19 protein-coding genes are annotated in these 26,491 nt (G+C 64.7%); 9 read left to right on the top strand and 10 right to left on the bottom strand.

The window, feature by feature from the left end:
* Positions 1-164 precede the first annotated feature (164 nt).
* Positions 165-2,027 (bottom strand): protein translocase subunit SecD, encoded by a 1,863-nt coding sequence (gene secD / locus Q1W26_RS02565; protein WP_300435458.1) that lies wholly within the window; start codon positions 2,025-2,027, stop codon positions 165-167.
* 73 nt (positions 2,028-2,100) lie between these two features.
* A complete protein-coding gene (gene yajC, locus Q1W26_RS02560) occupies positions 2,101-2,430 on the bottom strand; it encodes a preprotein translocase subunit YajC (protein ID WP_300435455.1) in 330 nt (109 codons plus the stop codon).
* Between the two features lie 279 nt (positions 2,431-2,709).
* Between yajC and Q1W26_RS02555 the strand changes: the two genes are divergently transcribed.
* Complete coding sequence (locus tag Q1W26_RS02555; protein WP_300435452.1) at positions 2,710-3,159, top strand: transposase; 450 nt, start codon at positions 2,710-2,712, stop codon at positions 3,157-3,159.
* 269 nt (positions 3,160-3,428) lie between these two features.
* Here Q1W26_RS02555 and Q1W26_RS02550 read toward each other — a convergent pair whose 3' ends face one another.
* Positions 3,429-3,872, bottom strand: coding sequence for a hypothetical protein (locus Q1W26_RS02550; RefSeq protein WP_300435449.1), 444 nt, complete (start codon positions 3,870-3,872; stop codon positions 3,429-3,431).
* A 231-nt stretch (positions 3,873-4,103) separates the two neighbouring features.
* Between Q1W26_RS02550 and Q1W26_RS02545 the strand changes: the two genes are divergently transcribed.
* Positions 4,104-6,326 carry a UvrD-helicase domain-containing protein gene (locus tag Q1W26_RS02545; protein ID WP_300435446.1) on the top strand — a complete coding sequence of 741 codons (2,223 nt, stop codon included), beginning with the start codon at positions 4,104-4,106 and terminating at the stop codon, positions 6,324-6,326.
* 52 nt (positions 6,327-6,378) lie between these two features.
* Here the strand turns inward: Q1W26_RS02545 and Q1W26_RS02540 are convergent, their stop codons facing one another.
* Positions 6,379-7,149 (bottom strand): ParA family protein, encoded by a 771-nt coding sequence (locus Q1W26_RS02540; protein WP_300435444.1) that lies wholly within the window; start codon positions 7,147-7,149, stop codon positions 6,379-6,381.
* 341 nt (positions 7,150-7,490) lie between these two features.
* Here Q1W26_RS02540 and Q1W26_RS02535 point away from each other — a divergent pair, with 341 nt between their 5' ends.
* The 3 genes from Q1W26_RS02535 (at position 7,491) to Q1W26_RS02525 (ending at position 11,285) form a co-directional block, all read left to right on the top strand.
* Positions 7,491-9,785 (top strand): NADP-dependent malic enzyme, encoded by a 2,295-nt coding sequence (locus Q1W26_RS02535; RefSeq protein WP_300435441.1) that lies wholly within the window; start codon positions 7,491-7,493, stop codon positions 9,783-9,785.
* A 130-nt stretch (positions 9,786-9,915) separates the two neighbouring features.
* Complete coding sequence (locus tag Q1W26_RS02530) at positions 9,916-10,890, top strand: quinone oxidoreductase (protein ID WP_300435438.1); 975 nt, start codon at positions 9,916-9,918, stop codon at positions 10,888-10,890.
* A 2-nt stretch (positions 10,891-10,892) separates the two neighbouring features.
* On the top strand, positions 10,893-11,285 hold the full coding sequence (locus Q1W26_RS02525) for a hypothetical protein (RefSeq protein WP_300435435.1): 393 nt from the start codon (positions 10,893-10,895) through the stop codon (positions 11,283-11,285).
* 57 nt (positions 11,286-11,342) lie between these two features.
* Here the strand turns inward: Q1W26_RS02525 and Q1W26_RS02520 are convergent, their stop codons facing one another.
* Complete coding sequence (locus Q1W26_RS02520; RefSeq protein WP_300435433.1) at positions 11,343-12,380, bottom strand: GGDEF domain-containing protein; 1,038 nt, start codon at positions 12,378-12,380, stop codon at positions 11,343-11,345.
* Positions 12,381-12,588: 208 nt separating this feature from the next.
* Here Q1W26_RS02520 and Q1W26_RS02515 point away from each other — a divergent pair, with 208 nt between their 5' ends.
* The 4 genes from Q1W26_RS02515 to Q1W26_RS02500 are packed head-to-tail and all read left to right on the top strand — an operon-like array spanning position 12,589 to position 19,048.
* A complete protein-coding gene (locus Q1W26_RS02515) occupies positions 12,589-13,710 on the top strand; it encodes a rhomboid family intramembrane serine protease (RefSeq protein ID WP_300435430.1) in 1,122 nt (373 codons plus the stop codon).
* A gap of 27 nt (positions 13,711-13,737) precedes the next feature.
* A complete protein-coding gene (locus Q1W26_RS02510) occupies positions 13,738-15,051 on the top strand; it encodes a hemolysin family protein (protein WP_300435428.1) in 1,314 nt (437 codons plus the stop codon).
* A gap of 32 nt (positions 15,052-15,083) precedes the next feature.
* The gene (dnaE, locus tag Q1W26_RS02505; protein WP_300435426.1) at positions 15,084-18,575 is read left to right on the top strand and encodes a DNA polymerase III subunit alpha; all 3,492 of its coding nucleotides are present in this window, start codon (positions 15,084-15,086) and stop codon (positions 18,573-18,575) included.
* Positions 18,572-19,048 (top strand): WbuC family cupin fold metalloprotein, encoded by a 477-nt coding sequence (locus Q1W26_RS02500; protein ID WP_300435424.1) that lies wholly within the window; start codon positions 18,572-18,574, stop codon positions 19,046-19,048. The genes dnaE and Q1W26_RS02500 overlap by 4 nt, the downstream gene beginning before the upstream one ends.
* A 30-nt stretch (positions 19,049-19,078) precedes the next feature.
* Here the strand turns inward: Q1W26_RS02500 and Q1W26_RS02495 are convergent, their stop codons facing one another.
* The 5 genes from Q1W26_RS02495 to metG all read right to left on the bottom strand — a co-directional run bounded on the left by Q1W26_RS02495 (position 19,079) and on the right by metG (position 26,439).
* Positions 19,079-21,577, bottom strand: coding sequence for a bifunctional diguanylate cyclase/phosphodiesterase (locus Q1W26_RS02495; protein ID WP_300435421.1), 2,499 nt, complete (start codon positions 21,575-21,577; stop codon positions 19,079-19,081).
* Positions 21,578-21,665: 88 nt separating this feature from the next.
* A complete protein-coding gene (locus tag Q1W26_RS02490; protein ID WP_300435418.1) occupies positions 21,666-21,959 on the bottom strand; it encodes an acylphosphatase in 294 nt (97 codons plus the stop codon).
* On the bottom strand, positions 21,943-23,628 hold the full coding sequence (locus Q1W26_RS02485; protein ID WP_300435415.1) for a SulP family inorganic anion transporter: 1,686 nt from the start codon (positions 23,626-23,628) through the stop codon (positions 21,943-21,945). The genes Q1W26_RS02490 and Q1W26_RS02485 overlap by 17 nt, the downstream gene beginning before the upstream one ends.
* A gap of 215 nt (positions 23,629-23,843) precedes the next feature.
* The gene (locus Q1W26_RS02480) at positions 23,844-24,125 is read right to left on the bottom strand and encodes a hypothetical protein (protein WP_300435412.1); all 282 of its coding nucleotides are present in this window, start codon (positions 24,123-24,125) and stop codon (positions 23,844-23,846) included.
* A gap of 118 nt (positions 24,126-24,243) precedes the next feature.
* Positions 24,244-26,439, bottom strand: coding sequence for a methionine--tRNA ligase (gene metG / locus Q1W26_RS02475; protein WP_300435409.1), 2,196 nt, complete (start codon positions 26,437-26,439; stop codon positions 24,244-24,246).
* Positions 26,440-26,491: the final 52 nt, after the last annotated feature.

Raw genomic sequence — 26,491 nt, 5'->3', positions numbered from 1 at the left:
ACACCAGCGCATGCTTCATGAACGGGATGTCTTTGCGGATTCGGAAAAATTCCATGGCAGTGACTGTTCAAATAAGAGTGGATATCTGTGGGTCGGACTTCAGTCCGACATCCCACGTTCAGCCCGCGTTGTCGGACTGAAGTCCGACCCACGGGGGAGCTGTATCAGTTGGCGTCCGCTTTCCAGATCTGCCCGATGGCGAGCTTTTCGAGCTTGCGCTTCTTGCCATAGATCAGGTTGACCAGCCCGCGGGAAACCAGGATGGCGCTGAACATGGAGGTGAGGATGCCGAGGCAGTGGACCACCGCGAAGCCGCGTACCGGGCCGGAGCCGAAGATGAGGAGGGCGATGCCGGCGATCAGCGTGGTGACGTTGGAGTCGAGAATGGTGTCGAAGGCGCGGTCGTAGCCGGTGGATATGGCCGCCTGCGGGCTGGAGCCGTTGCGCAGTTCTTCGCGGATGCGTTCGTTGATGAGCACGTTGGCATCGATGGCCATGCCCAGCGTGAGCGCGATTGCGGCGATGCCGGGCAGGGTGAGCGTGGCCTGCAGCAGTGACAGCAGGGCAATCAGCAGCAGCAGGTTGGAGGCCAGCGCAAGCACCGACACCAGGCCGAACAGCATGTAGTAGGCGCACATGAAGACGGCGATGGCGATGAAGCCCCACATCGTCGAGTGGAAGCCCTTGTTGATGTTTTCGGCGCCGAGGCTGGGGCCGATGGTGCGTTCCTCGATGATTTCCATCGGGGCGGCCAGCGAGCCGGCGCGCAGCAGGAGGGCGGTGTCGGTGGCTTCCTCGGAGCTCATGCGGCCGGAGATCTGCACGCGGCCGCCGCCGATTTCGCCGCGGATGACCGGGGCGGTCACGACTTCGCCCTTGCCCTTTTCGATGAGCAGGATGGCCATGCGCTTGTTGATGTTCTCGCGGGTGACGTCCTTGAAGATGCGGGCGCCGGCAGAATCCAGCGTGAGGTGCACCGCCGGTTCGTGGTTCTGGCCGTCGAAGCCGGGCTGGGCGTCGGTGAGGCGCTCGCCGGTGAGGACAACCTGCTTTTTCACCAGCAGCGGGCTGCCGCCACGCTCGGAGTAAAGCTCGGTGCCGGGCGGAATGCTGCCCTGCATGGCGGATTCGAGGGCGCCGGGGGTGTCGTCGACCATGCGGATTTCAAGGGTGGCGGTGCGGCCGAGGATGTCCTTGGCCTTGGCCACGTCCTGCACGCCGGGCAGTTGCACGACGATGCGGTCGAGGCCCTGCTGCTGGATCACCGGCTCGGCCACGCCGAGTTCGTTGATGCGGTTGTGCAGGGTGGTGATGTTCTGCTTGATCGCGAATTCCTGGATGGTCTTCTGGGCCATCGGGGTGAGGGTGGCGCTGAGCTTGAAGTCGGCGCCTTCGGTGCCTTCGACGAGCTGGAGATCGTTGGTGCTGGCGCTGATCACGCTTTTGGCGCGGGCCTGGGTTTCGACATCGCGGAACTTGACCACGACGCTCTGCCCTTCACGGGTGATGCCGGCGTGGCGGACGTTCTTGTCGCGCAGCAGGGTGCGCAGGTCGCCGGTGGTGGCGTCGAGGCGCTTGGTGACGGCGCCCTTCATGTCGACCTGCAGCAGGAAGTGCACACCGCCACGCAGATCGAGGCCCAGGTACATGGGCAGCGCGTGGATCGAGGTGAGCCACTGGGGGCTGGCCGAGAGCAGGTTGAGCGCGACGACGTAGGACGGGTCGGCGGCGTTCGGGTTGAAGGCCTTTTCGATGGCGTCCTTGGCCTTCAGCTGGGTGTCGGTGTCGCGAAAGCGGGCCCGCACGCTGGTGAGATCGGCAAACAGGCCGTCGTGCTGCAGGCCGGCAGCCTTCAGGCTGTCTTCGACGCGCGCCATGGTGGCGGCGGAATCGAGCTTGAGGGTGGCCTTGCCGCTGGAAACCTGGACGGCAGGCACCTCACCGTAGAAGTTCGGCAGGGTGTAGATCAGCCCCCACAACAGGACGAGGCCGATGAGGAGGTTTTTCCAGAGCGGATAGCGGTTCATGGTCGGGCGGGAAAAAGGAGGGGGCGCTGCAAGGCAAAACGGCCGGGGCGGGGGCCCGGCCGTCTGGCTGGAATCAGATCGATTTGAGGGTGCCCTTGGGAAGCACGGCGCCGATGGCCTGCTTCTGGACGATGATCTGGGTGTTGGCGGCGACTTCCACGTGTACATAGCCGTCGCTGATCTGCACGACCTTGCCGACGATACCGCCCTGGGTCAGCACTTCGTCGTTCTTCTGCAGGCCTTCGAGCAGGGCCTTGTGTTCTTTGGAGCGCTTCATCTGCGGGCGGATCATCAGGAACCACAGCACGATGAACATGAAAATCAGCGGCAGCATGCCGGTGATGCTCGACAGCGGGTCTTGCGCGGCGGCGGTGGCCTGGGCGAAAGCGTTGGAAATCAGCACATTAAACTCCGGTAGGCAGATACAAAGTTTTGAATTATAGCAGCAGGAGCCTGCAGGCTTTCGACCGGGCATAGCAGGCGTTGGCTTGCAAGTTGTGGGTCGAACGAAGTTGTGGGTCGGACTTCAGTCCGACGCGGAGGCTGAAAGTGCGCTGTCGGACTGAAGTCCGACCCACAGGAAATCCCCGCGCCTTTTGTGGGTCCGACTTCAGTCCGACGTGGAGGCGGCAAGCCCGGATACCCACGTCAAACTAATACCATGGAAATTTATGGCACTACCATGACCTACAACGCCCTTCGCAAAGGCCGTGTGTCGATTCCGGGGCAGATCTATCTTCTTACCGCCGTGACCTGGGACCGCACACCGTGGTGCCAGGATTTTCGGCTTGGCCGGGAGGTGGCGGGCGTGCTCCATGGCGTAGCGGTGGCCTACCCCGGTCTGTCCCTGGCGTGGGTCGTCATGCCCGATCACATGCACTGGTTGGTTCAGCTGCCGGACGGTGTGTCGCTCGAACGCCTGATGCAGATTTTCAAGGGCCGCAGCGCCCGCGCACTGAATGTCGCCGGCCTGCGGACGGGCCCTGTCTGGCAACCCGGCTTTCATGATCGCGCGCTGCGCAAGGATGAAGACCTCCTCGCCGCCGCCCGCTACCTGCTTGCCAACCCCTTGCGCCGCGGCCTTGTTCAGCGTGTCGGCGATTATCCCCTGTGGGATGCCATCTGGATTTAGTGCCTGCTTTAGCCCTGTTTAAGCCCTTGCTGGAGCCCCTGTGGGTCGGACTTCAGTCCGATGCGGAGGCGGAAAGTGCGCAGTCGGACTGAAGTCCGACCCACAAATTCGTTCGACCCACAGGAAGACGTTGCGGCGCACAGATGCCCGACCCGCGATTCCACAAAAAAAGCGGCGTCTGCCGTGAGGCAGACGCCGTCAAAATCTCCACGAGGGAGAGGAGGGAGAAAAACACTGTTGGGCCGGCCACCAGGGCCGGCGGGCGACGATCAGGCCGCCTTGTTCCTTGGGTTGCAGAACCGCTGCCAGTTGGCAGAGATCGTGCTGATCATGTCTTGTGCGGCGAGCAGGGGCAGAAGGCCCATGCGGTGCTGGCTGCGCACGAAGGTTTGGACGTTCGGGTTACAGAGGGTGTTTTTTTCTTCATCGAGCAGGTCGAGGAAGCGGGCTTCTGCGGCGCCCCAGAATTCGGAAGTGCCCACCCAGCCGGTTTCGGCGGTGGCCTCGCGGACAGCTTTGTTCCAGAGGATTTCGGCGCGTTTGAGAGAAACGCCGGCTTTGTTGGCGTGCCAGGGTAAAAGTTTCGGTGATTTCATGACTGTTGCTCCTTGGGGTAGCACCAAACACGCGGGTTTCATGCCGACAAGCTTTTGGGCTGCCATTATGGTGCGACGCAATATTGATATATTCAGGGTTAAGCTCTTGTTGTGCAAGGGATTTAAACCCTGATCCCGTCGTGTTTGCTGCATTGCACAATTAGAGTGTAGGTAAGCCTGAGGGCAACCGCAAGCGGCGTTGCATTTTGTTTCAGGTACTTCGTCACGACTGACGTATTCGCGCAACGTGGTGCGTTTTGATGGAGTCGCGTTGTGCGCCGACCCGCTGCCCGTTGTGCCGGTGCCGGGCGGTAGAATGGCGCGCTTCGCCGCCCACCTTTTTGTGACATGTCCCAGCTTCTCGACAACCTCAATCCCGAACAGCTCGCTGCGGTAACCCTGCCGCCCCAGCACGCCCTGATTCTTGCCGGCGCCGGTTCGGGCAAGACCCGGGTGCTGACGACGCGGATCGCCTGGCTGATCCAGAACCATCACTGCAGCGCCCAGGGCATCCTCGCCGTAACCTTTACCAACAAGGCCGCCAAAGAGATGGTGGCCCGCCTGTCGGCGATGTTTCCGATCAACACGCGCGGCATGTGGATCGGCACCTTTCACGGCCTGTGCAATCGTTTCCTGCGTGCCCATCATCGGGAAGCCGGCTTGCCCCAGCTGTTCCAGATCCTCGATTCGGGTGACCAGCTGGCTTCCATCAAGCGCCTGCTGAAAACCCTCAACGTGGACGACGAAAAATTTCCGCCCAAGGAGTTGCAGCACTTCATCAACGGGCAGAAGGAGGCGGGAATCCGCCCTGCTGCCGTTGAAGCCTGGGACGACTTCACCCGTCGCCGGGTCGAGCTATACGTGGAGTATGAGGCCCAGTGCCAGCGAGAGGCAGTTGTGGATTTCCCCGAGTTGCTGCTGCGCAGCTATGAATTGCTGGAGCGCAACGAGCCGATCCGCCGGCATTACCAGGCGCGTTTCCGCCATATTCTGGTGGATGAGTTCCAGGATACGAACGTGCTCCAGTACCGCTGGCTGAGCCTTCTGGCCGGCAAGGGCACCGAGGGCGGCGCGAGCCTGTTCTGCGTGGGCGACGACGACCAGTCGATCTACCGCTTCCGCGGCGCCGAGGTGGGCAACATGCGCGATTTCGAGCGGGATTTCAGGGTTGGCAGCGTGATCCGGCTGGAGCAGAACTACCGCTCCCACGGCAACATCCTGGATGCCGCCAACGCGCTGATCGCCCGCAACAGCAAGCGTCTCGGCAAAAACCTGTGGACCGACCGGGGCGCCGGCGAGCCGGTGCGCATTTATGAAGCCTTCACCGACTCGGACGAGGCGCGGTGGATCGTCGAGGAAATCCAGTCGCTGGTGCGTGACGGCATGAGCCGTTCCGACATCGCGCTGCTGTACCGCTCCAACGCCCAGTCGCGGGTGCTCGAACACCAGTTGTTCTCGAGCGGTGTGGCGTATCGGGTGTATGGCGGGTTGCGCTTTTTCGAGCGCCAGGAAGTGAAGCACGCGCTGGCCTACCTGCGCCTGATCAACAACCCGGACGACGACACGGCCTTCAACCGCGTGGTGAACTTTCCGACCCGCGGCATCGGCGCCCGTTCGCTCGAAACCCTGCAGGACGCGGCGCGCACCTTCAACACGCCGCTCTATCAAACGGTGCCGCACCTGACCGGCAAGCCGGGCACGGCGCTGGGGCAGTTCGTCGGCCTGATCGAGCGTCTGCGCCAGGAAACGGCCAACCTGCCGCTGCACGAAATCGTCGAGCACGTCATTGAGCGCTCTGGCCTGAGCGCCCATTACAAGGCCGAGAAAGAGGGCCAGGAGCGCCTTGAAAACCTGGCCGAACTGATCAACGCTGCGGCCAATTTCAGCGCCGAAGCGGGCGCCGCCTACGAGGCCGAGGAGGGCGCGGTGGACGGTTCGGCGCTGGCGGGTTTTCTCGCCCACGCGTCGCTCGAAGCCGGCGACCACCAGGCCGACGCGGGTTCCGAGGCGGTGCAGCTGATGACCGTGCATGCGGCCAAGGGGCTGGAGTTCGACGCGGTGTTCCTGTCGGGGCTGGAGGAAGGGCTTTTTCCCCATGAAAACAGCATTCTCGAATCCGACGGGCTGGAGGAGGAGCGGCGCCTGATGTACGTGGCGATGACCCGCGCGCGGCAGCGGCTCTACATCAGCTTTACCCAGAGCCGCATGCTCCACGGCCAGGTGCGCTACAACCTGCGTTCGCGCTTCCTGGAGGAAATCCCCGAGGGGCTGACCAAGTGGCTCACCCCGCCCAGCCCGCGCCGCAGTTTTGTATCGGAGCCGTCGACGCGCTACTACAACCCGGGCGCCGCCAAGCCTGCCATGGCCAGCATGCCGCCGCCCCCGCCGATGAAATCCCGCGACCTGGGCGGCCTCTCGATCGGCCAGAGCGTGCAGCACGCCCGCTTTGGCGACGGCGTGATCGTTGCGGCCGAGGGGAGCGGCAACGATGCACGGGTACAGGTGAAGTTTGAAACCGCTGGCGCCAAGTGGCTGATGCTGGCGGTGGCCAAGCTCACGCCGGTTGGCTGAGCCGCGCCGCCTTCCTGCGGGTCGGGTTTCAGCCCGACTGCGCGGGGGTGTTTCAGCTCTGGCGCAGTTCGGCGTGCAGCGCGGTGAATTCCTGGGCCAGCTTGTGCTTGGGGTCGAGGTGGATCATCGGCTTGGCCTGTTCGTGGCTTTCGCGAATCCTGATCGAGCTTGAAAGATACGTCTTGAAAACCGGCAGGCCTTCGGCAATGAGTTCCTGGACCAGTTTTTGCGGCAGGCTGGCGCGGGGCTGAAACTGGTTGACGACGATGCCTTCGACTTCCAGGTCGCGGTTGTGGTCGGCCCGGATCTCCTGCACGTTCTCCATCAGCGCATACAGCGCGCGGCGCGAGAAGTCGTCGCAGTCGAAGGGAATCAGGCACAGCTGGGTGGCGATCAGCGCCGAGCGGGTGTAGAAGTTGAGCGCCGGCGGGGTGTCGATGAAGATCGCGTCGAAATCGTCGGCCAGTTCGTCCAGCGCATCGCGCAGCTTGAAGATCTTGTAGCGGGATTCGAGCTTGCCCTGCAGTTCTTCGAGCTGCGGGTGCGAGGGCAGGATCGACAGGTTGGCGAAAGGCGTGGGCTGCACGAAGTCCGCGGTTTTCTTGGGGCTGAACTTGAACGAGAGGGTCTGCTCGAACAGGCCGGCGAGCGTGTCGTCCATGTTGTCGGAGGCGTCGCCGAGCAGGTAGTGGGTGGAGTTGCCCTGCGGGTCCAGGTCCACCACCAGGGTGCGCAGGCCCTGTGCTGCGCTGATTGCGGCGAGGTTGCAGGTAATCGTGGATTTGCCCACGCCGCCTTTCTGGTTGAAGACCACTCGTCGCATCGTTTCTCCCCTTTGTCTCTTGCGTTTTGGAATGCGCGCGATTGTGCCATGCAATCGGGGCGACTCCGTATTTACCGAAGGTGCGTAAATGCGCATGGTCGGGTAAACTCGTATAACAATAACTAAAGTGCAGTCTTCGTCGCCCCCTCCTTCGGCGGCGGAAACCCGGTTCTGCGTGAGGTGTGCCCCGCGCAATTCCGTCAGACAATTCAAATGCCCGTTTCGGGGCATCCGTAACGATTCCCGATTTTCGGTCCGCCGCCAGCTCGCGCAACCTGCCGCTGGCCTTGGCCGTTCACCGGTGGGTCGCGATCGAATCACACTGTGAGCAGAGACAAACTATGGACAAGGATTTTATTGCCGCCGCCCTCGATTACCACCGCAGCCCGACTCGCGGCAAGATTTCGGTGGTGCCGACCAAGGGTCTGACCAACCAGCGTGATCTGGCGCTGGCGTATTCTCCCGGCGTGGCTGCGGCCTGCGATGCAATCGTTGCCAATCCGGCCGACGCGCAGGAGTACACCTCCCGCGGCAACCTGGTGGCGGTGATCACCAACGGCACCGCGGTGCTCGGCCTCGGCAACATCGGCCCGCTGGCCGCCAAGCCTGTTATGGAAGGCAAGGGCTGCCTGTTCAAGAAATTCGCCAACATCGACGTCTTCGATATCGAGCTGGCCGAGAACGATCCGGACAAGCTGATCGACATGATCGCCGCCCTCGAGCCGACCCTCGGCGGCGTCAACCTCGAAGACATCAAGGCGCCCGAGTGCTTCTACATCGAGCAGAAGCTGCGCGAGCGGATGAACATTCCCGTCTTCCACGACGACCAGCACGGCACCGCCATCATCTCTGCCGCGGCCATGCTCAATGGTCTCAAGGTGGTCGGCAAGGATATCGCCAAGGTCAAGGTTGTGGTGTCGGGCGCCGGTGCGGCGGCCATCGCCTGCCTCGAGCTGTGGTGCGGCCTCGGCATTCGCCGCGAAAACGTTTTCGTGTGCGATTCCAAGGGCGTGATCTACGTCGGCCGTGACGAAAACATGGAGCCCACCAAGGCCCGCTACGCCCAGAAAACCGAGTGCCGTACCCTGGCCGACGCCATGGTCGGTGCCGACGTGTTCCTCGGCCTGTCGGCTGCCGGCGTGCTCAAACAGGACATGGTCAAGACCATGGCCGACAAGCCGCTGATCTTCGCGCTGGCCAACCCGACCCCGGAAATCATGCCGGAGCTGGCCAAGGAAGTGCGCCCCGACGCCATCATCGCCACCGGCCGTTCGGACTATCCGAACCAGGTGAACAACGTGCTGTGCTTCCCGTTCATCTTCCGTGGCGCGCTCGACGTGGGCGCCACCAAGATCAACGAAGAGATGAAGCTGGCCTGCGTGAAGGCCATCGCCGAACTGGCCGAAGCCGAGCAGTCCGACGTGGTGGCCCAGGCCTACGGCGGCGCCGACCTCAACTTCGGCCCGAACTACCTGATTCCGAAGCCCTTCGATCCCCGCCTGATCGTCAAGATCGCCCCCGCGGTGGCCCAGGCGGCCATCGATTCCGGCGTGGCGACCCGCCCGATCGACATGGACGCCTACGTCCAGAGCCTCAACGAGTTCGTCTATCAGTCCGGCATCATCATGAAGCCGGTGTTCACGATGGCCAAGCGCGTGCCCCTCGAGCAAAAGCGCGTGCTTTACGCCGAAGGCGAGAGCGAGCGCGTGCTGCGCGCGGTGCGTGCCGTGGTCGATGAAAACCTCGCCCGTCCGGTGCTCATCGGCCGTCCGGCGGTGATCGACATGCGCATCGAGAAGTGCGGCCTCAACCTCAAGGCCGGACGTGATTTCGATGTCGTGAACGTCGAATCCGACAGCCGCTACCGCGAGCTGTGGCAGGAGTACTACCGCCTGATGGGCCGCGATGGCGTCACGCCGGATTCCGCCCGCGAGGCCCTGCGTCGCGACTCGACCCTGATCGGCTGCATGCTGCTGCGTCGCGGCGACGCGGAAGCGCTGATCTGCGGCACCACCGGTTCGTACGACGAGCACTTCCGTCACGTGGAAAGCCTCATCGGCCTCAAGCGCGGCGCCAAGCTGTTTGCCGCGATGAACGTGCTGCTGCTGCCGCAGCGTGTGCTGGCCATCGCCGACACCTACGTCAATGAGCTGCCCAACGGCGCCGAAATCGCCGAAATCGCCGAGATGGCGGCCGAGGAAATGAAGCGTTTCGGCATCGAGCCGAAGGTTGCGCTGCTGTCCCATTCCAACTTCGGCAGCGCCCGCAGCAGCTCGTCCCTCAAGATGCGTGAAGCGCGCGACATCCTGCGGGTCAAGGCGCCCGATCTGCAGTGCGATGGCGAAATGCACGGCGATTCGGCCCTGTCGACTGAAATCCGCGATCGCCTGCACCCGGACTCGACCCTCCACGGTGAAGCGAACGTGCTGGTCATGCCCAACCTCGACGCCGCCAACATCGCCTTCAACCTGCTCAAGGTTGCCAGCGGCGACGGCGTTTCGGTCGGCCCGATCCTGCTGGGTGCGGCCCGTGCGGTGCACATCCTGACCCCGTCCGCATCCGTGCGCCGGCTGGTCAACATCACCGCGCTGGCGGTGGTCGATGCCCTCGAGCAGCGCGAGGCCTCGCCGGTCTGATTGACGGCTTTGCCTGACTGAACTCCGCCCCACGGAATCCAGCTTCTCCCCGTGGGGCGGAGTTCAGTCTGACGCCTTGCTCGACGCCTCCGGTACAATCGCGTTTCGACGATGTTCCGTGAGGTGATGCATGTCCCGACTCATCCGCTTTGAACGCACCGGTGGCCCCGAAGTCCTGCAGTGGGTCGAGGCCGAGGTGCCGCCGCCGCTCTCCGGCGAGGTGCGCATCCGTCATGAGGCCGTGGGTGTCAATTTCATCGATACCTACCACCGCTCCGGGCTTTATCCGGTGCCGCTGCCGTCCGGGCTTGGCCAGGAGGCGGCCGGCGTGGTCGAGGCGCTCGGCGACGGGGTGAGCGGTTTTGCCCCCGGCGACCGCGTTGCCTACGTGGGCGGCGCGCTTGGCGCCTATTCGGAAGTCCGTAACCTTTCCGCCGATCTGCTGGTCAAGCTGCCCGACAGCCTTTCCTTCGAGCAGGGCGCGGCGATGATGATGCAGGGGCTCACGGCCCAGTATCTGCTGCGCCGCACCTACCGGGTTCAGCCCGGCGACACGATCCTGATCCACGCCGCTGCCGGCGGGGTGGGTTTGATCGTTTGCCAGTGGGCCAAGGCGCTCGGTGCCACGGTGATCGGCAGCGTGAGTTCCGACGCCAAGGCCGAACTGGCGCGCCAGCATGGCTGCGACCACACCATTGTTTACACGCGCGAGAGCGTTTCCGCCCGGGTCCGCGAGATCACCGGCGGCGCAGGCGTGCCGGTGGTCTACGATTCCATCGGCAAGGATACCTTCATGGACTCCCTGGCCTGTCTGCGGCCGCTGGGCATGATGGTGACCTTCGGCAATGCGTCCGGCCCGGTGCCGGCCTTTGAGCCGGCCATCCTGAGCAAGATGGGTTCCCTGTTCCTGACCCGCCCGACGCTGTTCCACTACACCGCCCGGCGCGAGGATCTGTTGGTCATGGCCGACGAACTCTTCGCCGTTGTGGCGTCTGGGCAGGTCCGCCTTTCGATCAACCAGCGCTATCCGCTCCAGGATGCCGCCATCGCCCACCGTGAGCTGGAAGCGCGGCGCACGACCGGTTCGACCATACTGATTCCGTAAAGATGAACGCTGCAAAAATCCATCCGGGCCTGCGCGCCCTGCTGCTGTCCGTTTCCCTTGTCGTGGCTCCGTCGCTGCAGGCTGCGCCACAGGCAGCCCCCGTGCCGGCAGTGCTCACGCCGGGGCAGGCTGCCTTCATGCAGGCCGAGGCCCGGCGCATCGAGGAAAACTTCATCCAGAAGGTGATGAGCATTACCGGCGCCACCCACGCCCAGGTGGTGAGGGCGATTCCGGCCAAGGGCCGGCTGACCGACCGCCTGGCGCGCATCTACAGTTTTCTGGAGCGGGATCTGAACGCTCCGCTGACCGACGAGCAGCAGGCGCTGATCTATGCCGCGGACGGCGAGCGCAAGCAGGCCCTGAAGGATCTGCCGGCTCAGGCTGCGGCCAAGTAGAAGATTGAAGAGGGGGGGGCAGTGAGCGCCCGGCGCGCTTTGCTGCCCCTCCGGGCGTCAAAACAGCTCGATATCGCTTTCGGGCTTCTCGCGGGGAGTGATCTTTCCGGCGGCGCACAGCACTTCGTGGCTGGCGAGCTGGTTGCGGCCGTTTTCCTTGGCGAAGTAGAGCGCTTCGTCCGCCCGGCCGACGATGTCCGGAATCGTGTCCTGGGGGTGGATGCGGGTGTAGCCGATGCTGGCCGTCACCGTGCCAACCTGGGGAAAGGCATAGCTGGCGGTGGCGGTGCGGAAGCGTTCGAGGGCGGTTTCGACCTCGTTTTCCGAGCCGGCCCTGATCACCACCACGAACTCCTCGCCGCCAAAGCGGAACAGCTTGTCCTGGTGGCGGAAACTTTCACGCATGATGCGCGCGAGCAGCAGCAGAACTTCGTCGCCGTACAGGTGGCCAAACTGGTCGTTGACGCGCTTGAAGTGATCCACGTCGACCACCGCCAGCCAGTAGCTGCCGTCGTCCTGCTGGCGGCGGCGCCGGCCGGGGGCTTCGTTTTCCGTCTGGCTGGCCATTCCGGCCAGGATCTTGCTGAGGTTTTCGTCGAAGGTCTTGCGGTTGAGCATCCCGGTCAGGGTGTCCCGTTCGCTGTAGTCCAGCAGGCTCAGATAGTTGCGGTAAAGGCCCAGGAAGCCTTCCGCGGTGCCAAGGTCGTCGTCGGCCAGGGGCTTGTCGCAGCTGACTTCGAGCACGCCCAGCACGCCCCTATCCACGCTGATCGGAAAGCAATGCACGTAGGTGCCGACGTTTTCGTTATGGCGGCGAACGATCTGGCTGTGTTCGACGCAGGCGACCATTTCCGGCCGCGAGGCGAGCGGTACGACGGCGTCGACGTCGTCGAATTCCGATGAGTAACGCACGCCATCCGCCCCCACATGGGTGATGCGTTCGAGATACTGCGCCTGGTGATCGCTGCTCACCCGGTAGATATTGACCTCGCGCGCCTTGACCAGCTCGAAAAGCGCCGACGCGACGCCAAGCTCCAGCAGGGTTCGGTCACGGTGCTGGGTGATGGACTCGACATGTTTGAGGACGTGGATCATGGGTGTCCGGGGCAATTCTGGGCAACATTGCATTTTATATGATCGCTTTTGCTTTCGCTCCCCGTTCGCACGCGATGCCGGAAATAGCTCACGAATTTCACTTTCTGCGCTGCCTTGCGTGGCGGGTCGGCGGGTGTTGCACCGAAATGCCGGCCGCCGACCCTGCGTATAATCAAGGACCCTGCCTGAGTTGATTGCGCCCCCTTTCTTGAACCACGATACCTTCGTCAACATCCTGTTTTCCCGCGTCGAGCGGGCCACCGTGACCCGTGCGCTGATCATTGTGAATGCGCTCGTGTTCGTGCTCCTGGCCGCTGTGTCGATGAGCCCGATGCAGATTCCGGCCGACTTGCTGATCCGGGTGGGCGGCAACTTCGCTCCGCTGATCCAGAAGGGCGAGGAGTGGCGCTTGTTCACGGCGCTTTTCCTGCACGGCGGGCTGCTTCACGTGGCCCTCAACATGTTTGCGCTGCATCAGGCGGGGCAGGTCGTCGAGCGCCTCTTCGGGCGCTGGGGCTTTGCGGTGATCTACATCGTGGCGGGCCTGCTCGGCAACCTGGCCAGCCTGTGGTGGAAGCCGGGGCCGGTGAGCGTCGGCGCGTCGGGGGCGATCTTCGGTGTGTATGGCGCGCTGTTGTCTTACCTGCTGCTGCAGCGCGGCTCGGTTCCAGGCGAGATTTTTCGCGAGATGCGTTCGGGCACGCTCGGTTTCATCGGCTACTCGCTGTTTGCAGGTTTCACGATTCCCGGCATCGACAATGCGGCCCACCTGGGTGGCCTGGTGGGCGGGCTGGTGCTGGGGGCGGCGTTTGCCGAGCCGATCATCGCGCCCCGGCCGGTGCGCTGGCTGGCGCCGCGGGCGCTGGCCGGCCTGCTCGCCGCGGCCCTGCTGGGCGCCGGGCTGTGGCAGACGGCGCCCCAGGTGGTGCGCAAGTTCGAGATCGATTCGGCCTACCAGCAAACCGTGCAGCGCTTTGCCCTCGAGGAGCAGGAGCTGGTTCGTGAACAGGCGGCGCTGATGGAGGCCCTGCGCCTGCGGCGTATCACCGAAGCGGCGGCCCTCGACAAGCTGGAACACGATTTCATTCCGCGCTGGGATCGGGCGATCACCCAGCTTTCGTGGCGTCAGGCCCCTGGCGGGCAAGAATGGCAGCGGGACGAACTGGTGCATTACGCCACGACCCGCCGCGACGCGCTGAAGGCGCTCGCCCAGGCGTTCGAAACGCGTCAGACGGTGTGGATCGAGCGTTCGCGGGTGCTGCAGGTGCAGGCCGACAACATCCTGCTGCAGATGCGCCTGCGCAAGTCGATGGAGACGGCCAGGCCCTAGCCGCCTGGCCTGCCACCGGAGTCTGTGATGGGCATCGTTCAGCAGATCCTGCTCATGCTTCTTCTCGTCGGGATCAGCGCCTTTTTTTCGCTGTCGGAGATCTCGATTGCCGCGTCGCGCAAGGCGCGCCTGTCGGTGCTGGCGGATGAAGGCCATCCGGCCGCGGTGCGGGTGCTGGCGCTGCAGGCGCAGCCGGGGCCTTTCTTCACGCTGGTGCAGATCGGGCTCAATGCCGTGGCGATCATGGGCGGCATCGTCGGTGACGAGGCTTTCTCGCCCTGGCTGGCAACGCTGCTGCGGCCGCTGGTGCCCGCGGAGCATCTCGATACGCTGGCGTTTGCGCTGTCCTTCACGCTGGTCACTTCGCTGTTCATCCTGTTTGCCGACCTGATGCCCAAGCGCCTCGGCATGGCGGCGCCGGAAAAACTGGCCATGGCCGTGGCCGCGCCGATGAGTTTCCTGATCCGCTGGCTGCGGCCCATCCTGTGGGTCTACAACGAGGCGGCCAACGGGCTCTTTCGTCTGTTCGGCCTGCCCACGGTGCGCAACGACACCATGACGCCGGACGAGATCATCGCGGTGGTGCAGGCCGGCGCGGATGCGGGCGTGCTCGCCCAGCAGGAGCATGCGCTGATCGAAAACGTCTTCGACCTGGATTTTCGCAGCGCCCCTTCGGCGATGACCAACCGCGACAGCGTGGTGTTCTTTACCCTGCAGGAGAGCGAGGAGAGCATTCGCCAGAAGATCGCATCCCGCCCGTTCAACCGCTTTCCGGTGTGCGATGGCTCGATCGACACCGTGGTGGGCTATGTCGACGCCAAGGATCTGCTCAATCGGGTGCTGGCGGGGCAGTCCCTGTCGATGAAGACCGACGCGCCGATCAACCCGCTGCTGGCGCTGCCCGATACGCTGACCCTCGCCGAGGTGCTGGAGCGCTTTCGCGAGGCGCGCGAGGATTTCGCGGTGATCATCAACGAATACGCGCTGGTGGTCGGGGTGATCACCCTCAACGACATCTTCCGGGCGCTGGTCGGCTCTGACGTGGAACAGGCCCAGGAGGAGCAGATCGTCCGCCGTGACGAGCGCAGCTGGCTGGTCGATGGCGCCACGACGGCGGCCGACGTGATGCGCGTGCTCGAGATCGGCGACGGCGAGGGCAGCGAGAACTACGAGACCATCGCCGGCTTCATGATGTATCACCTGCGCAAGATTCCCCGGCGCACCGACCGGGTGGAGTTCGGCGGCTACCGTTTCGAGGTGATGGACGTGGATAACCATCGCATCGATCAGTTGCTGGTGAGCCGGCTCGATCCGGACGGAGAAATCTCCGCCGAGACGTGAAACCGCAGCCGGGCGGCAGGTAAAATTGCGGGATGTCCGAATCCCACTCCCCCCGTTTCATCCACCTGCGCCTGCACACCGAATACTCGATCTCCGACGGGATCGTGCAGGTGGATTCCGCCATCGCCCGCGCGGCCGCCGACGGCATGCCGGCGCTGGGCATTTCCGATCTGGCCAACCTGTTCGGGATGGTCAAGTTCTACAAGGGCGCCCGCGGCAAGGGTATCAAGCCCGTCATCGGCGCCGACTGCTGGATCACCAACAGCGTCGAGCGCGACAAGCCTTTCCGTGTGCTGCTGATCTGCCGGAACCGCAAGGGCTACGGCCAGCTGTGCGAACTGCTCACCCGTGCGTTCATGGAGAACAAGCACCGCGGGCGGGCCGAGATCAACCGCGACTGGCTCGACGCCGATACCGCATCCGACCTGCTGTGCCTGTCGGGCGCGCGGGATGGCGACATCGGCCACGCGCTCGCCAACGGTAACCATGCTACCGCCGAAGCCCTCGCCGCCGACTGGGCCCGGCGCTTTCCCGACGCCTTCTACATCGAGCTGCAGCGCGCGGGCCACCCAGGCACCGAAACCTATATCCGCGAGGCAGTGCAGATCGCCGCGCGCCTGAACCTGCCGGTGGTTGCCACCCACCCCATCCAGTTCACCCGGCCCGAGGATTTCAAGGCCCACGAGGCGCGGGTGTGCATCTCCCAGGGCTACGTGCTGGCCGACAAGCGCCGGCCCAAGGATTTCACCGACCAGCAATATTTCAAGAGCCAGGACGAGATGGCGGCGCTGTTTGCCGACATTCCGGAAGCGCTGCAGAACAGCGTCGAGATTGCCCGTCGCTGCTCGCTCACGGTGCAGCTGGGCAAGAACTTCCTGCCCCAGTTCCCGACCCCGGAAGGCATGACCCTGGACGACTTCCTCGTCGCCGAGGCCAAGGCCGGCCTCGAAGTGCGCCTCGCCGAGCTTTTCCCCAAGGAAGAGGTGCGCGAGTCGCGGCGCGAGGAGTACGAGTCGCGCCTCAAGTTCGAGACCGACACCATCATCCAGATGGGTTTCCCCGGCTACTTCCTGATCGTGGCGGACTTCATCAACTGGGCCAAGCACAACGGCGTGCCGGTGGGCCCGGGGCGGGGTTCGGGTGCCGGTTCGCTGGTGGCCTACAGCCTGCGCATCACCGACATCGACCCGCTGGCCTACGCGCTGCTGTTCGAGCGCTTCCTCAACCCCGAGCGGGTATCGATGCCCGACTTCGACATCGACTTCTGCCAGGACAACCGCTACAAGGTCATCGAATACGTGCGCGCCCACTACGGCGCCGACGCGGTGAGCCAGATCGCCACCTTCGGCACCATGGCCTCCAAGGCCGTGGTGCGCGACGTGGGTCGGGTGCTGGATCTGCCCTACGGCCTGTGCGACCGGCTCTCCAAACTGATTCCGGTGGTGCAGAACAAGCCCCTGTCGCTGGCCGATGCCCGCGAGCAGGAGCCGCAGATCAACGAGCTGATGGCCGACGGCAACGATGGCGAATCGATCCAGGAGCTGTGGAGCCTCGCCGAGCCGCTCGAGGGCCTGACCCGCGGCGTCGGCATGCATGCCGGCGGCGTGCTGATCGCGCCGGGCAAGCTCACCGATTTCTGCCCGCTCTACATCGCCGACGGCGAGGATGCCACGCCGGTTTCCCAGTTCGACAAGGACGACGTGGAGGCCGTGGGCCTGGTGAAGTTCGACTTCCTGGGCCTTCGCAACCTCACGATCATCGAGCTGGCGCTCGAATACGTGAAGCGCCTCACCGGCAGCCGGCCCGACCTGATGAGCCTGGGTTTCGAAGACCAGGCGGCCTACCAGATCCTGCGTGAAGCCAACACCACGGCCATCTTCCAGGTTGAATCGGAAGGCATGAAGAAGCTTCTCAAGAAGCTCGCCCCCGACCGCTTCGAAGACATCATCGCCGTGCTGGCGCTGTACCGGCCGGGCCCGCTGGGCTCCGGCATGGTGGACGACTTCATCCTGCGTAAAAAGGGCCAGCAGGCCATCGACTATTTCCACCCCGATCTCACCGCCTGCCTGTCGCCCACCTACGGGGTGATCGTGTACCAGGAACAGGTGATGCAGATCTCCCAGATCATCGGGGGCTACACCCTGGGCGGCGCCGACATGCTGCGCCGGGCGATGGGCAAGAAGAAGGCCGAGGAAATGGCCCTGCACCGGGAGACCATTGCCGACGGCGCGCGCCAGAAGGGCTACGACCCGGCGCTGGCCGAGCAGCTCTTCGACCTGATGACCAAGTTTGCCGAGTACGGCTTCAACAAGTCGCACACGGCGGCCTATGCGGTGGTGACGTATCACACCGCCTGGCTCAAGGCCTACCACTGCTCGGCCTTCATGGCCGCGACGATGTCGTCCGACCTGGACAACACCGACACCATCAAGATCTTTTACGAAGACACGGTTGCCAACGGCATCAAGGTGCTGCCGCCGGACGTGAACGAATCCGACTACCGCTTCGTGCCCACCGACGCCAAGACCATCCGCTACGGCCTTGGCGCCGTGAAGGGCGTGGGCGAGCCGGCGGTGCGGGCGATTCTTGCTGCGCGCGAAGCCGGCGGGCCGTTCAAGGATCTGTTCGATTTTGCCTGCCGCGTGGACAAGCGCATGGCCAACCGCCGGGTGATCGAGGCGCTGATCCGCGCCGGCGGCTTCGACACCATCGCCCCCGATCAGCCGGCCGAGCGGGCCAAGCTGATGGCCTCGGTCGGCATCGCCATCGAAGCGGCCGAGCAGATCGCGGCCAATGCCATGCAGAGCGGGCTGTTCGACATTCCCGGCGAAGCCGCGCCGCCGATGGCGGATTACGTCAAAGTGCGTCCGTGGGGCGAGCGTGAGCGGCTCAAGGAAGAAAAGCTCGCGATCGGTTTCTTCCTGTCCGGCCACCCGTTCAACGCGTTCAAGTCCGAAGTGCGGCGTTTCGTGCGGCGCACGCTGGCCCACGTGGAGCCGAGCAAGGATCTGATCACCATGGCCGGCGTGGTCATGGAAGTGCGCGCCAAGATGACGGCCCGGGGCAAGATCGCCTTCGTGCTGCTCGACGACGGCACGACCCCGCGGGAAGTCTCGGTTTTCTCGGAAAACTTCGACAACAACCGGCACCGCATCGTGGTGGACGAGGTTTTGATCGTCGAAGCCAAGGTGAGCAACGATGATTTTTCGGGTGGTTTCCGCATCGTTGCCGACAAGCTGATGACCCTCGGCGAAGCCCGCGGCCGTTTTGCCCGCGCGCTGCAGGTCAAGCTCAACGGTGAAGTCGGCCAGACCGGCGGCGCTGCGGCGGCGGCCGAACGCCTGCAGTCGGTGCTCGAACCCTTCCGCCAGGGTGATTGCCCGGTTCGCGTGCGCTACCGCAACGCCGAAGCCGAAGCCGATTTCCCCCTCGGCTCCAGCTGGCGCGTGCGCCCCGACGACAGCCTCCTGGAAAGCCTGCGCGACTGGCTGGCACCGGATGCGGTCGAGGTGATTTACCCATGAGCGGTTTCTTTCTCCACGCGGCCCTGATCGAATCCTTGATCGACAAGGCCCGCGCGGCGCCGCGGCGGCGCAGTCATCACAACCTGCACACCGACCCCGCGGCGCCGGCCCACCGCATGCTGGTGGCGATGGAGCCGGATTCCTACGTGCGCCCCCACTGTCACCTCGATCCGGCCAAGGCGGAAACCATCATCGTGCTGCGCGGCCGGCTCGGCACCCTGATTTTCGATGCCGCCGGGCAGGTGCTGGACGCCCGGGTGATGGCGCCCGGTGCGGACGTGTTTGGTTATGACGTGCCGCCCGGTGTGTTTCACAGCATCGTGGCGCTGGAGAGTGGCACGGTGTTCGTCGAGGCGAAGGCCGGGCCTTACGCGGTGCCGCTCGAGGCCGAATGGGGCGGCTGGGCGCCGGCGGAAGGGGAGGCCGGCGTGCCGGCGTATCTGGCGCTTTTGCGGAACAGGCTGGCGGGCTGAGGGCCGCCAGGCCGCGCAGCGGGATTGGTGTCAGCCGGGGACGATGGGCGCGGCGGGCAGGGTGCCAACACGCAGGAGTTCGGTGACGGCGTCGGCGGGTAGCGGGGGGCTGAACAGGTAGCCCTGGGCCGCCGAGCAGCCTTCGTCGCGCAAGAACGCCATTTGTTCCGGGGTTTCAGTGCCTTCGGCGATCACTTCGAGGCGCAGGCTGTGGCCCAGCTGGATGACGGCGCGCACGATGGCGGCGTCGTCCGGATCGTCGGTGATGTCGCGCACGAAGCTCTGGTCGATCTTGAGGCGATCGACCGGAAAGCGCTTGAGGTAGGCGAGGCTTGAATAGCCGGTGCCGAAATCGTCGATCGACAGGCGCACCCCCAGGGCTTTCAGACGCCCGAGGATGGCTTCCACGTCGGGGCCGGACTGCATCAGCAGGGATTCGGTCAGTTCCAGCTCGAGCCAGGTGCCGTCCAGCCCGCTGTCGGCGAGGGCGCGGGCGACGGTGGCGACGATGTCGGTGCGGCGAAACTGCATCGCCGACAGATTGACCGCCACCGGCACCGGGGGCAGGCCCTGGTCCTGCCAGCTGCGGGCCTGCCGGCAGGCCGTTTGCAGCACCCATTCGCCGATCGGCACGATGAGCCCGCATTCTTCGGCCAGCGGGATGAAACGGGCTGGCGAAATTCCGCCCATCACGCCGCTGAACCAGCGCAGCAGGGCTTCCATGCCGATGATGCGGCCGCTCGAGAGGTCGACCTGCGGCTGGTAGTGGAGCGTGAATTCCCGTTGTTCGAGGGCCCGGCGCAGGCCGTTTTCCAGGTGCAGGCGCTCGAGGGCGTTCACGTTCATGACTTCGTCGAAGAAGCGGTAGGTGTTTCGGCCGCTTTCCTTGGCGTGGTACATGGCGGTGTCGGCGTTTTTCATCAGCGTCTCGACGCTGTTGCCGTCTTCCGGGTAGAGGGCGATGCCGATCGAGAACGACGTGCCCAGCTGCTGGCTGTCGATTTCGAAGGGCGGTTCGAGCTGGACGAGGATTTTTTCGGCCACCCGCGCGGCGTCGTCGGGGCTGTCCACACCGGTGAGCACGATCAGGAATTCATCGCCGCCCTGGCGGCTGACCGTGTCGGTGTCGCGGATACAGTTCGAGAGCCGCAGCGCAACGCCCTGCAGCAGCTGGTCGCCCATCAGGTGGCCGAGCGAGTCGTTGATTGTCTTGAAGCGGTCCAGGTCGAGGAACAGCAGCGCGATGCGGTTGCCCTGGCGGGCGGCGTTGGCGAGGGCTTGCTCCAGGCGGTCGTGGAGAAGCGCCCGGTTGGGCAGGCCGGTCAGCGGGTCGTGATGGGCCAGGAAGGCGATGCGCGCCTCGGAGGCCTTGCGTTCGGTGATATCGGAAAAAACCGCCACGTAATGGGTCAGGCGTCCGCCCTTGTCGCGCACGGCGCTGATCGACAGGGAAGAGGGGTAGAAGGTGCCGTCCTTCCTCCGGTCGCGCACTTCGCCCTGCCAGAAGCCGAGGATCTCGATGTCCCGCCACATGGCCTCGTAGAAATCCTGGTCGTGGGTGCCGGAGCGGAGCAGGCGGGGCGTCTTTCCGATGGCCTCTGCTTCGGTGTAGCCGGTGACCTCGGTGAAGGCCCGGTTGACCGACAGGATGCGTTCGTCGGCGTCGGTGACGATGATGGCTTCGACGCTGTTGCTGAAAACGGTCCATGCCAGCTTCAGCTGCTCTTCGTGGCTGCGCCTGACGGTGATGTCGGCAATCGTCGTGACCACGCCGCGAACGGTGCTGGATTCGTCCTCGAAGAGGGGAACCGCGTTGGTCCATACCCAGCGTCGGGTGCCGTCCCGGCGATTCACGCCGAGCATGCCGGAGGCCGGCTTGCCGGTTTCGAGCGCCTGTATGGCGGGAATCTGGCTGCGCTTGATCGGCTCGCCGTGCTCGTCGAGGTAGAGGGCGAGGTCGCCCAGCAGGTGCAGTTTGCTCATTTCGGCGTCGGAGAGGCCGAGGATTTCCGAGGCCGCCGCGTTGTGCAGCTGAAGCATGCCATTGGCGTCGCGCATGATGACGCCTTCGCCCATCGAGGCGAGGAGGGTTCTCATGCGGGTTTCCCGTTCGCGCAGTTCGGCCTCGGTGTTGCGCCGGTCGGTGATGTCCAGGCAGAAGCCGATGAACCCGGCGAAGGCGCCGGACTCATCGTGGATCGGACGTCCGGTGTCGATGACCCAGCGGTATTCCCCGTCGTGGCGGCGCAGACGGTATTCCATCTCGAGCGGGGTCTGGGCGGCAAAATGCCCAAGGTAGGCGCTGACGCAGCGGTCGAAATCGTCCGGATGGATGCCGGCGGTCCAGCCGTCACCCAGCTCCTGTTCAAGCGGACGGCCGGTGAACTCGAGCCATGTCCGGTTGAAGTAGGTGCAGCTGGCGTATTGGTCGGCACGCCAGATCAGGGCAGGAAAACGCTCGAACAGCGCGAGCGGGAAATCCTGCGGGGCTGGATTCCGGGGATCGGTAGAGTCGGTCGTTGAGGCCACGGCGGATGTCGGGAATGAATCGCTTCCGTTAAGAATTGCACATTAACGGCAATTCCTTCGTGAATCTAAATACTCCTGCCTGCAGGCGCTACACGGTGGCTTCGCGGTGAAAGCCGGTTTTGGCGGGCGCTTCGGCGGGCGTCCAGTCCACAAGGCTGACGCGTGCGGCGGGCGGGCCGCGGCGGGCCCATTCAAGGATGGCCTCCATGGCGGCTGGCGCGCCGGCGACGAGGGCTTCGACGCTGCCATCGCTGCGGTTGCGCACCCAGCCGGACAGGCCGAGTGCGGTGGCCCGGGCGTGCAGCGCGTTGCGGTATCCCACGCCCTGCACGTGGCCCCGGATGCGCACGAGGCGTGCGCCGGTTTCAGCGCTGGCCGTCATCGGAGAGCGGCGGGAGCAGCACCTTGGCCCGGGCCAGGGCACCGTAGATGTCGCCGCAGATGTTGTTGATGCCGACCTCTTCGGCGAAGCCGGAGCGGCTGATCAGCGAGGCGGGCTGCTTGTCGAGGTTGCACAGGATGAGCGCACAGCCGTGCTTGTGGAGGTTCTTGCACAGGTTTTCCAGGCCTTCCAGCGCGGTGGTGTCCAGGTTCACCAGGTGGTGCAGTTCGAGGATCACCACTTCAGGGTGTGCCTGGGCCGGGTCGAGCAGGGTTTCCAGTTTGTGGATTGCGCCAAAGAACAGGGTGCCATAGATGGAGTAGGCCACCACCCGTGGCGAGCCGTCCGGGTAGAGGAAGCCCGGCAGCATCGACAGTTCGGCCAGCGGCAGGCGCTCGACGCGGGTCAGGTTGGACATGTGATAGATGAAGAACAGGCTCGCCAGCACCATGCCCAGCTCGACGGCCAGCGACAGATCGAAGAAAACGGTGACGAAAAACGTGCTGAGCAGCGTGGTGCGGTAGGCGATGCCAAAGCGCCGGATCTCGCGGAATTCGTGCCATTCGCCCATGTTGACCGCCACCACTACCACGATGGCCGACAGGGTGGCGAGCGGAATGTGACTGGCGAAGGGCGCCAGCACCAGCACGATGGCCAGCAGCACCAGCGCATGCACCATGCCGGCCACCGGCGTGCGGCCGCCGGTGCGCACGTTGGTGGCGGTGCGGGCAATGGCGCCGGTGGCGGCAAAGCCGCCGAAGAGCGGCGCGACGAGATTGGCGATGCCCTGGGCGATGAGTTCCTGGTTGGGGTCGTGGCGATCGTCGATGGCGCCGTCGGCTACCCGCGCCGAGAGCAGCGATTCGATGGCGCCGAGCAGCGCGATGGTGAGGGCCGGGGAGATCAGCTTGCCGAGGGTGGCGAGCGAAAGTTCGGGCAGCGCAAAACCGGGCAGTTGTTGCGGAATGCCGTTGAAGCGGCTGCCGATGGTTTCGACCGGAAGGTGCAGGATGGCGTTGGCCACCGTGGCGAGCACCAGCACGGCCAGCGGGCCGGGCAGGCGCGACAGGGCGCTGAAACGTCGGGCCACATGGTTCCAGGACAGCAGCACGACGATGGAGGCCACCGAGAGCGCGACGGTGGGTATGTCCACGGTGTTGAGGTGGGTGATGAGCGCCTCCATCTTGCCGAAGAATTCGCCCGGCAGATGGTCGATGCGGAGGCCGAGAAAATCCTTGATCTGGGCAATGAAGATCACCACCGCGATGCCGTTGGTGAAGCCGATCACCACCGTCTTGGGAATGAAGCGGATCAGGTTGCCGAGCCGGAAGGCGCCCATCGCGACGAGCATGGCCCCGGCCAGCATGGTGGCGACGAGGAGGTTCTGCACGCCATATTCGATGACGATGCCGTAGATGATGGGGATGAAGGCGCCGGTCGGGCCGCCGATCTGGACGCGCGAACCGCCCAGGGCGGAAATCAGGAAACCGGCGACGATGGCAGTCCAGATGCCGGCGGTGGGGCTCATGCCGCTGGCGATCGCAAAGGCCATCGCCAGCGGCAGGGCGAGCACGCCGACGGTCAGGCCGGCGGAGATGTCATGGGATAGCTGGGCCTTGCCGTAGCCGGGCAGGGTGTCGAGGATCTTGGGGTGGAACGAGATTTTCATGGCGCCTCCGCAGTCGAGGAATAAACGGTTTGGCGCCAAAGGGCGCCGTGTGCGGAGGGATGGCGCCGTGCCCGGTGCGCTGCAGGACGATCCAGCGCTTGCAGGCGGTGAGCGTGCCGCCGGGCCTGCCGCGACCCGTCATGCGGCCGACCGGGATGGACAGAAAAACGCGGGCGCTGCCCTGGAGTTTTCTGTCGGGCATATGGTCTGGCTGCTCAGGAAAACGAGCTGTCGTTGGCGGCCTTGTTGCCGCGGGAGGCTGCGTGCAGCACTTCCACGAGCATCTTGACCGCCGACACGAAGACCAGGGCGATGCCGATGCAGACCGAACTCCAGGCATGCACCGCGTTGGCCGGAAAGCCCGACACGATGGACGCACGGCCTTCGATGAGCCAGGCGGCGCCGACGGCAAGAATCAGCACGCCGATCATGTCGAGCAGGGCCCAGCCCCAGAAGGCCGGGGTGAGGCGGGGAAGGGGGGATCGGTCAGCGGGCATGGTGGCTGTGAAGGCTAGAAGGAATGGCTGACATAAAACTGACATCAGGCTTGCTTTTTGGCCGGCCTGCGGACGGGTTTGGCACCCGGCCCGCAGGATGTTTGCCGGCGGGCGATTGTTACTTGACGCGCATGCCCGGCACGGCGCCGGCGTCGGGCGACAGGATGAACAGGCCCGGAGTGGCGCCGGTGTCGTCGGAGCCGGCCAGCACCATGCCTTCCGACATGCCGAACTTCATCTTGCGCGGGGCGAGGTTGGCGACCATCACCGTGAGACGGTCGACCAGCGTGGCGGGGTCGTAGGCGCTCTTGATGCCGGCGAAGACCTGGCGGGGCTTCATCTGGCCGTTTTCGGTCTCGCCGATGTCGAGCATCAGCTTGATGAGCTTGGCGGCGCCTTCGATGTGCTCGGCGGAGACGATCCTGGCGATGCGCAGGTCGATCTTGGTGAAGTCGTCGATGGAGATGAAGGGCTCGAACTCGTCGGCCTGGGCGGCTTCGGTCTTGGCGGTGTGGGCCTGGTGCTGGGCGTGGCGCTGCTCGGAGGAGGCTTCCTTGGCGGCGGCCTTGGCCGGTTTGGCGTCGGCGGCGGCCGGGGCGAGGGAGTCGCGGTTGGCTTCGAGGAGGGCGTCCACCTGCTTGCGCTCGATGCGGGTCATGAGGTGGCTGTAGGTGTTGATGGCGTGGCCGGCGGGGAGGGCTTCCCAGCCACCGGCGGACCAGCGCAGCGGCTCGACGGCGAGGAAGGCTTCGACCTGCGTGGCCAAAGTTGGCAGGACGGGCTTGAGGAAGCTGGTGAGGTCACGGAACATGCTCAGGGCCGTGCTGCAGACTTCGTGGAGGCGGACTTCCTGGCCTTCCTGCTTGGCCAGCTCCCAGGGCTTGTTGTCATTCACGTACAGGTTGGCGAAGTCGGCGAGGCGCATGATTTCGCGCAGCGCACGGCTGTAGTCGCGGTTTTCGTAGGCCAGCACGATCGTCTTGAAGGCCGCATGCCACTCGAGCTTGTAGTTGAATTCCAAGGCCGCGTCGAAGGCGCCGAGCTTGCCGTCAAAGCGCTTGGCGATGAAGCCGGCGCAGCGGCTGGCGATGTTCACGAACTTGCCGACCAGATCGGAATTGACCTTGGCGATCATGTCGTCGAGGTTGAGGTCCACGTCTTCCATGGTGCCGTTGGACTTGCCGGCGAAGTAGTAGCGCAGCCACTCGGGGTTGAGCTTTTGTTCGGTGTAGCTGCGGGCGGTGATGAAGGTGCCGCGGCTCTTGCTCATCTTGGCGCCGTCGACGGTGAGAAAGCCGTTGACGCACAGCTGGGTGGGCGAGCGGTAGCCGGCAAAGTGCAGCATCGCGGGCCAGAACAGCGCGTGGAAGTACAGGATGTCCTTGCCGATGAAGTGGATCAGCTCGGTGCCGGCCGCGGCCGCCGGGCCGGCTTCGGTGAAGGCCGCGACGTCGATGTCGCCGCGCTTGCCGGCGAGATTCTTGAAGCTGGCGAAGTAGCCGATGGGCGCATCCAGCCACACGTAGAAGTACTTGCCCGGCGCGTCGGGGATCTCGAAGCCGAAATAGGGCGCGTCGCGGGAAATGTCCCAGTCGGAGAGCTTGTTCTCGCCGGCGTCGCCGAGCCATTCCTTCATCTTGTTGGCGGCTTCGAGCTGCAGGCGGCGCGAGCCGTCGGGCGTGGTGCCTTGCGTCCATTCGCGCAGGAATTCGACGGCGCGGGCGTCGGACAGGCGGAAGAAGTAGTGCTCTGATGTCTTGAGCACCGGCTTGGCGCCGGACACGGCCGAGAACGGGTTCTTGAGTTCGGTGGGAGCGTAGGCGGCACCGCAGGCTTCGCAGTTGTCGCCGTACTGGTCGGCGGCGCCACACTTGGGGCATTCGCCCTTGATGAAGCGGTCCGGCAGGAACATTTCCTTTACCGGATCGTAGAACTGCTCAATGGAGCGGGTGTCGATGAGCTTGGCGCCGTCGCGCAGGCGGCAGTAGATGTCTTCGGCGTACCAGCGGTTTTCATCGCTGTGGGTGGAGTGGTAGTTGTCGAACTCGACGCCGAAATCGCGGAAATCGCGGGAGTGCTCGCCGTGTACGCGGTTGATGAGCGCCTCGGGCGTCAGGCCTTCCTTTTCGGCGCGCAGCATGACCGGCGTGCCGTGGGTGTCGTCCGCGCACACGTAATGCACCGTGTTGCCGCGCATGCGCTGGTAGCGCACCCAGATGTCGGCCTGGATGTAGCCGACCAGGTGGCCAAGGTGAATGTCGCCGTTGGCGTAGGGCAGGGCGTTGGTGACGAGGATCTTGCGCGCGGAGGTCATGGGTGGGCCTGGGACGTGATTGTTCTGAGTCCGCCATTCTAGCAAAGCGCTT

Origin of the sequence: Zoogloea sp. (assembly GCF_030157465.1) — a bacterium.
In the GTDB taxonomy this organism is placed as follows: Bacteria; Pseudomonadota; Gammaproteobacteria; order Burkholderiales; family Rhodocyclaceae; genus Zoogloea.
This window is presented reverse-complemented; position numbering and strand designations above follow the sequence as displayed.